This is a genomic window from Acinetobacter sp. Ag2 (assembly GCF_001005515.1).
Taxonomy (GTDB): domain Bacteria; phylum Pseudomonadota; class Gammaproteobacteria; order Pseudomonadales; family Moraxellaceae; genus Acinetobacter; species Acinetobacter bereziniae.
Genome location: NZ_LBNA01000047.1, coordinates 119,009 through 125,008 on the forward strand (window position 1 = coordinate 119,009; position 6,000 = coordinate 125,008).

General features: G+C 37.2%; 6 protein-coding genes and 1 pseudogene. 4 read left to right on the forward strand and 3 right to left on the reverse strand.

Features of this window, described 5'->3' with window-relative positions:
- Positions 1-107 precede the first annotated feature (107 nt).
- Complete coding sequence (locus AAV97_RS09780) at positions 108-809, reverse strand: TetR/AcrR family transcriptional regulator (protein ID WP_004826499.1); 702 nt, start codon at positions 807-809, stop codon at positions 108-110.
- An 83-nt stretch (positions 810-892) separates the two neighbouring features.
- Here AAV97_RS09780 and AAV97_RS09785 point away from each other — a divergent pair, with 83 nt between their 5' ends.
- Positions 893-1,996, forward strand: a complete 1,104-nt coding sequence (locus tag AAV97_RS09785; RefSeq protein ID WP_046760440.1) for a fatty acid desaturase — start codon at positions 893-895, stop codon at positions 1,994-1,996.
- Between the two features lie 124 nt (positions 1,997-2,120).
- Positions 2,121-2,552 (forward strand): hypothetical protein, encoded by a 432-nt coding sequence (locus AAV97_RS09790; RefSeq protein ID WP_046760441.1) that lies wholly within the window; start codon positions 2,121-2,123, stop codon positions 2,550-2,552.
- A 180-nt stretch (positions 2,553-2,732) separates the two neighbouring features.
- On the opposite strand, the gene AAV97_RS09795 is transcribed toward AAV97_RS09790, so the two are convergent.
- Complete coding sequence (locus AAV97_RS09795; protein WP_035301289.1) at positions 2,733-3,995, reverse strand: hypothetical protein; 1,263 nt, start codon at positions 3,993-3,995, stop codon at positions 2,733-2,735.
- 116 nt (positions 3,996-4,111) lie between these two features.
- On the opposite strand from AAV97_RS09795, the gene AAV97_RS09800 reads away from it, so the two are divergent.
- Together AAV97_RS09800 and AAV97_RS09805 are read left to right on the forward strand one after the other, a co-directional pair.
- Positions 4,112-4,888, forward strand: a complete 777-nt coding sequence (locus AAV97_RS09800) for a class I SAM-dependent methyltransferase (RefSeq protein ID WP_004826495.1) — start codon at positions 4,112-4,114, stop codon at positions 4,886-4,888.
- A gap of 29 nt (positions 4,889-4,917) precedes the next feature.
- A complete protein-coding gene (locus tag AAV97_RS09805; RefSeq protein ID WP_004826494.1) occupies positions 4,918-5,472 on the forward strand; it encodes a hypothetical protein in 555 nt (184 codons plus the stop codon).
- 360 nt (positions 5,473-5,832) lie between these two features.
- On the opposite strand, the pseudogene AAV97_RS21105 reads toward AAV97_RS09805, so the two are convergent.
- Positions 5,833-6,000: pseudogene (locus AAV97_RS21105) on the reverse strand (roadblock/LC7 domain-containing protein); the annotation flags it as partial.

Here is a 6,000-nt window from a genome sequence, read left to right on the forward strand (position 1 = left end):
TTTATAACATGAAAATTTCACTGATTTTCATACAGCTCTTTAGAATATTTTGAAATGTAAACCGTCATTATTCAGCTTTAAAAACACCCCTTTCCAATCCAATAATTTTAAGATTGTGTTGATACTTGAGGAAAACCAAAGGTGTTATTTTTGAGTGCCAATAAATACGCATTGGTCATACGGTAGGCTTCTTGAATAATGGCTTCAGAAATATAACTTTCATTGTAATAACCATGCTTCATACAGGTAAAAACCAATTCCATCAAAATGGTTAAAGTATCAGGTTGTTGAGGGACATAATTATCCACCTGAATCATTTCCAATGCTTTACGTACGCCATCACTGACTTTTTTCAACTCGATTTGATACTCAAGATAAGCTTGCCGTGTAAAAGGACCACTAAGAATCAGTAAGCTGGCAATTTCTGATTCATTAAAAAATTTAGCCGTGGTCCGAATCATACTTTCTGAAAGCAGTTGCCCGTATACCTCGATGCTTGCTTTGGGATTATCCGTCAAAACGCGAACAGCAGCCTTCCCCAGTTGTTTCACCAAATCATTTAAGTGTGCGAGTGCAATATGACGCAAAATATCGTATTTCGTCGGAAAAAATTGATAAATACTGGTACGAGGAACGCCAGAAGCATTAGCAATTTCAGGAATAGAAATCTTTTCAATTCCAATGGATAACAACAATTCTTGCGTAGTCGCCAACATCTTTTCCATTCTTTTTTGTGAGCGTTCTTGTTTTGGTTGACTCACTTTTTTGGTCATTTTCTTTAAAACTGACGTTGACGTTATTTTGATCATCAGATAATCTCTCAAAAAAATCCAACAAATGTTGGTTTTTAAAACTTCCTTGTTCTCAAACAAAAATATAGAGGAAAACGGAAATGAATTTACCCCTTTCCGATGTACATATATCCAAGCTAAACAAAGCCAAAAACTTTGCTGACCCTGAAGATGAGCAACGCAGTCATCGAATTCGTAAAGCGATTTTGGAAGCTGGGAATCAGTTACGAGAACGCCATCCTTGGCTAGTTCAATATCAAGATCAAATCGGTTTAAGTATTCTGGGCACTGCTATTACAGGGATTATTTTCAATATAACACAATACGCTCGCGGGAAAATGGCTTGGTATGTGGCAATTCCACTTTCTGCATTTTGGATGTCAATTTTGCATGAACTGGAACACGATTTGATTCATCAAATGTATTATCGTAAGAATAAAAAAATAAATGATGCCATGCTTGCAGCCGTGTATGCCTTTCGTCCAAGTACAGTCAATCCGTGGATACGTCGTGAAGTACACCTACATCACCATAAATCCTCAGGTACAAAAACAGATTTAGAAGAACGAGGTATTAACAATGGTGACAAATGGGGTTTAAAACGCTTGATCATGACAGGTGACAATATGTTGGCTGTCTATTTACGCCCCATCACCATGATGAAAACCACCAACCGCTATATTCATGCGCAGAAGAATTTATCGAAAACTGAAAAGCTCAAATTAAAGGCAAAGCTATCTGCAAGTTATGCACCATTTGGGCATATTCATTATGCACTTTGGCATAGCTTTCTATTGATCAGTGCTACCAAATTAGCAATGAAAGCTTTTGGCATCGCACAACCTAAAAATAGCTTATGGAAGTTTGTTGACCGCAGCACAAAATTTTATGCGGTAAGTATTGCTGCGCCTAACTTTCTCCGTACCTTGAGTTTACACTTCACCAGTTCCAATATGCATTATTACGGCGATGTTGAGGATGGAAATGTTGTACAGCAATGCCAGATTTGGACGGATTGGCGCATGAAACCTTTGCAGGCATTTTGTTTTAACTTTGCAGGTACTCATGCAATACATCACTTTGTTGTTCGTGATCCATTTTATATCCGCCAAGCGATTGCTGAAGACTGCTATCCAATCATGAAAGAAAATGGTGTGCGATTTAATGACTTTGGAACCTTTAAACGCGCAAATCGTAGATTTTAAACTTTATTTTTTTCAAGTTGAATTTCAGTTTATGGGGATCTCCGGCATGGGGGCCTCTTTTTTTATATTCAAACATGTACTTAGACGATATAGTCAATCAAATGAAATTTAAAAAGATATTAGAATGAAACAATCAAAATCAAGCTCACTGATATTATTGATGAGTTGTTTTATCTTATCTGCATATTCAGCACATGCAAAAGATCTCGTTTTACAATCGATTCAAAATTTAGATGAGGCAGAATTTAGAAGTTCAGAAGGAAATTATTTTAGATTAATTCAATTGAATCGAGGTTGTCGTATAGAGGCTCGGTATTATTTAGAAATGGAAGATCTATTATTTAGTTATAAATTTATTGATCAAAAACTTCTACATGCCTCACGAAAAACCTTTCGTTATCATTACAAAGAAGGTCAAGAAGGCTCACTCATGGCGGTAACAGGTGTTTATCAACATTCTAGCGAAACTTATAAACTCGATGACTTAAAAGTTCAAAGTGAATTTAAGAAATATCAAGCATTGTTCCCAACACGCTATTTAAAACAATGTATTTAAATGAAGGTGCTTTTAAAGCACTTGCATACATTCGAAAGCATGATAAGTAATCAATCATATTGCTCTTGATCATGCCTTCTCTTTTTGAGAGAAGGCGAGAAAAAAGGCTATATTATTGAATGATGCTGTTAAAAAAGCTTTAGCCAAAGCCGATTTAGTCATACGATGAATTGCCTGAGCTTAAGCGATCTTAAAATGACAAAACTCATTTAAACTTTCATCGTCAAAACTGACTTGACCTTGAATATCACAGCTCATATAGAAGTTTTTATAACTCAACACATAAAAGTCAGGGGTTTTCTTGATCACAATTGGATTCATATCCAATGACAACGCTTCATCATGTTTAAAGAGTTTAGTCACACGACGATCATTCATGCAAATCAAATACGTCTGTTTCTTAATTTCGACTTGCGCTAGACCATTGCTTTCAACATTTAATGGAATAATATATTTGCCATTAACATCAATCACCTGTTGATCATAGCTTTCCAGTTTCTGGGTAATGACATTAAATACCAAGATATTACCAAAGTTGTCTTGTAGCTGGGTTTTGTCCTCAAATGCAAAATTGACCTGAATCCCCAGCTTTTGCAGATCTTGCTCATCCACACGTTTATTGGTTAATAAAATACGGGTAATAGTCTGCTTTAAACTGGCATCAAAGAAAGTACTGTCCAGTTGAATATCAGTTCCTTTGAGAATTTTACCCAATGCTTCATTGTGTGTTCCCAACAAACGAGCAATCACACTGCGATAGTAAAACTTACTGTTCTTCTTGACCTCACGAATCTGCTTATAGAAATAAGTTTGATCATAGGGGCGTTCAATAAAATCATGTAATAAGGCAGAGTTCGCCAAAACAGCAATTGCATCATGCCCTGTATAGGGTAAATGAAGAGTATGTAGTTGAGGAATTAACGGCTTAATTTTTAAATAATGTTCTTTATCATTTTCAAAATACGGATCATAAACAATGATGTATTCACAATCTTCAACAATATCCTGTGCCTGAATACGCATATTTGCGTTTAAATCAGCGTCATAGAAATCCGTATAACGTTTATCTTCAACTTCTGAAGGATCTATTGAATATTGCGGAACCATAGCAACTACACGATTCATGTTTAAATCTTTGGCATATTTGATCGCTGCATAGCCCCCCATCGATCCACCATAACCGACAATATTCTTGAATTGACTTAAGATGGGTTGCAGATGCTGTAAAAGAGCAGCCATACTTGATGCAGGAAACCAAGACTTTTGCTTAGGCATAATACCGACAACAGCATAGTTATATTTCATCAAAGACTTTTCAGCATTAATTGAAAGCCCTTTGGCGCGAGTGATCAAGTCCCCAAATGACAGGACTAAAGTGTCAGATTCACCTGTTAAATAGATTGCTCTGATATGATCATCTTCAAAAATTATTTGTTTATCCATTCGCACACCGAGCATCCGCTCTTTCATTGGCTGAAATTAAATCAATCGGCTCTTGCCTATTGATTGCTTCAAGTGTCATATTTTATAGAGTCTAGTCAGATAAAAAAGCGCAAAATATGACACATTCCTTACATCCTGCTGCTCAAAAAGGTTTCAGTACGGCTGCTGAACTCTATCAACAAGCCAGACCCAATTATCCACAGGCTGTGGTTCAATGGCTCATCGAAGATTTAGCACTCAGCCCAGATTCAAAGGTGGTTGACTTGGGTGCAGGTACTGGAAAATTTCTACCTTATCTGAAACAAGCGACGCCCAATATCATTGCAGTTGAACCTGTTTCTGAAATGCTGGAGCAGTTGAAAATAGTACATCCTGATGTGCAAACGCTTCAAGCGAAGAGTGATCAAATTCCGTTAGAATCTGAAAGTATTGATGCTGTTTTGTGCGCTCAGTCCTTTCATTGGTTTGCCAATATCGAAACATTGAACGAAATCCACCATGTTTTAAAGCCCGAAGGTCATTTAGGTTTGGTTTGGAATCAACGAGACGAGAATATAGACTGGGTGAAAGCATTGGCAGATTTGCTCGCAACCCTTGAAGGAGATACCCCACGCTATCACAGCGGGCAATGGAAGCAGGTATTTGAAAATCAATTTTTGTTCCAACTTGAAACCGCTAAAGTATTTTCACAGCTACACACAGGTACAGTAGAAAATGTGGTGAGTAAACGGTTGCTCTCAACCAGCTTTATTGCAGCGATGCCAGAACAAGAACAACTCAAATTGAAACACAAATTCGAACAGATTGTATCGGAATATACGGGCAAACAAGCTCAAGATGAAATAGACTTCCCTTATGTCACCTATGTTTATAACTTTAGGAAACTGCGCTAATTGATACGCTTTAATGAGGAATGTTTACCATGAATTTAATACTTCGCCCTTTGCTTCTTTCAAGTTTACTCACATCTATCGTTTTCATGGCTGCTTGTTCCCCTAAAGATGGTCAACAAAACAATTCATCTGAGCCGAAAGATGCATCTCAAGAAGTTATGGACCAACTGAAAACCAAACCGATTAAAGCCTTTCCGAGTACGCCGAATGATGCACACGATATTGCCTTGCTCGACGAATATGATCAAAAATTTACTGAAAATAATAATGCTTTAGAAGCTGATCTTAAAAAACGTGCTGCTGATGGCAGTCTAACCGAAGACATTGATCGCCAACTCAAGCGAGATAATATTGAATCGGCACTCAATATGTTGAAAGACTTGGATCTTAAAACAGAACAAGGGCGCTATATTCAAGGTTTACGTTATCAATATTGGGAAAACCAAGCCAAAGTCTATGATGAGAAAAAGCAATCTGCTGATGGTGAGCTTAAAAATCCAAGTGATGCAGTCAAAGGTATGGGAGAAATGTTCACTGCCGATGAACAGCTTGATCACTGGAAGCAAACCACTGAAAGTAAATAATGCTTTAATCAGACTAGGGTCTGTGAACAATTCGTCTATGTTTGCGACTAGGTGTGTTTTTTAGGCGATTCTAGGCGCGAAATACGAAATTTAGTCATTCTAAATGATGAGAAACACTGTTTCGCAAGGGAACGACGAAGTGACAAAAAACACGCTAGTCCCCGCTACGCCTTGCGCTGCAAACAAAGCAGTGCTTTGTTCTTGCTCAGGGTTGTGGTTAAAATTATCTCAGGCTACGTTATGAAACTTAAAAATAGTCTCGCTATTCTCTTCATTTCCTTGCGGAGTATACTCCTCATACCTGATCAATTTTAACCTACAACGCAAGCCATTTATGAAATGTCCACAGACCCTAAAAAATCAAGAAAAGTCTAAACCTTTTTCAAATGCTTTTAACTCGTGACGAGCCATAGCCAAGTTTGATTTAGAGCGATCTAAAACAAGATAAAGGAATAAATTTTCATTTGAATCTAATGGACGAATCAAATGATATTGCTTACCTAAAGTAATCAAAATATCTTCAATTAC

Excerpts from the sequence above, each read along its gene's own strand:
- AAV97_RS09780 (WP_004826499.1), bottom strand. The coding sequence starts at position 809 with ATGATCAAAATAACGTCAACGTCAGTTTTAAAGAAAATGACCAAAAAA.
- AAV97_RS09785 (WP_046760440.1), top strand. The coding sequence starts at position 893 with ATGAATTTACCCCTTTCCGATGTACATATATCCAAGCTAAACAAAGCC.
- AAV97_RS09790 (WP_046760441.1), top strand. The coding sequence starts at position 2,121 with ATGAAACAATCAAAATCAAGCTCACTGATATTATTGATGAGTTGTTTT.
- AAV97_RS09795 (WP_035301289.1), bottom strand. The coding sequence starts at position 3,995 with ATGGATAAACAAATAATTTTTGAAGATGATCATATCAGAGCAATCTAT.
- AAV97_RS09800 (WP_004826495.1), top strand. The coding sequence starts at position 4,112 with ATGACACATTCCTTACATCCTGCTGCTCAAAAAGGTTTCAGTACGGCT.
- AAV97_RS09805 (WP_004826494.1), top strand. The coding sequence starts at position 4,918 with ATGAATTTAATACTTCGCCCTTTGCTTCTTTCAAGTTTACTCACATCT.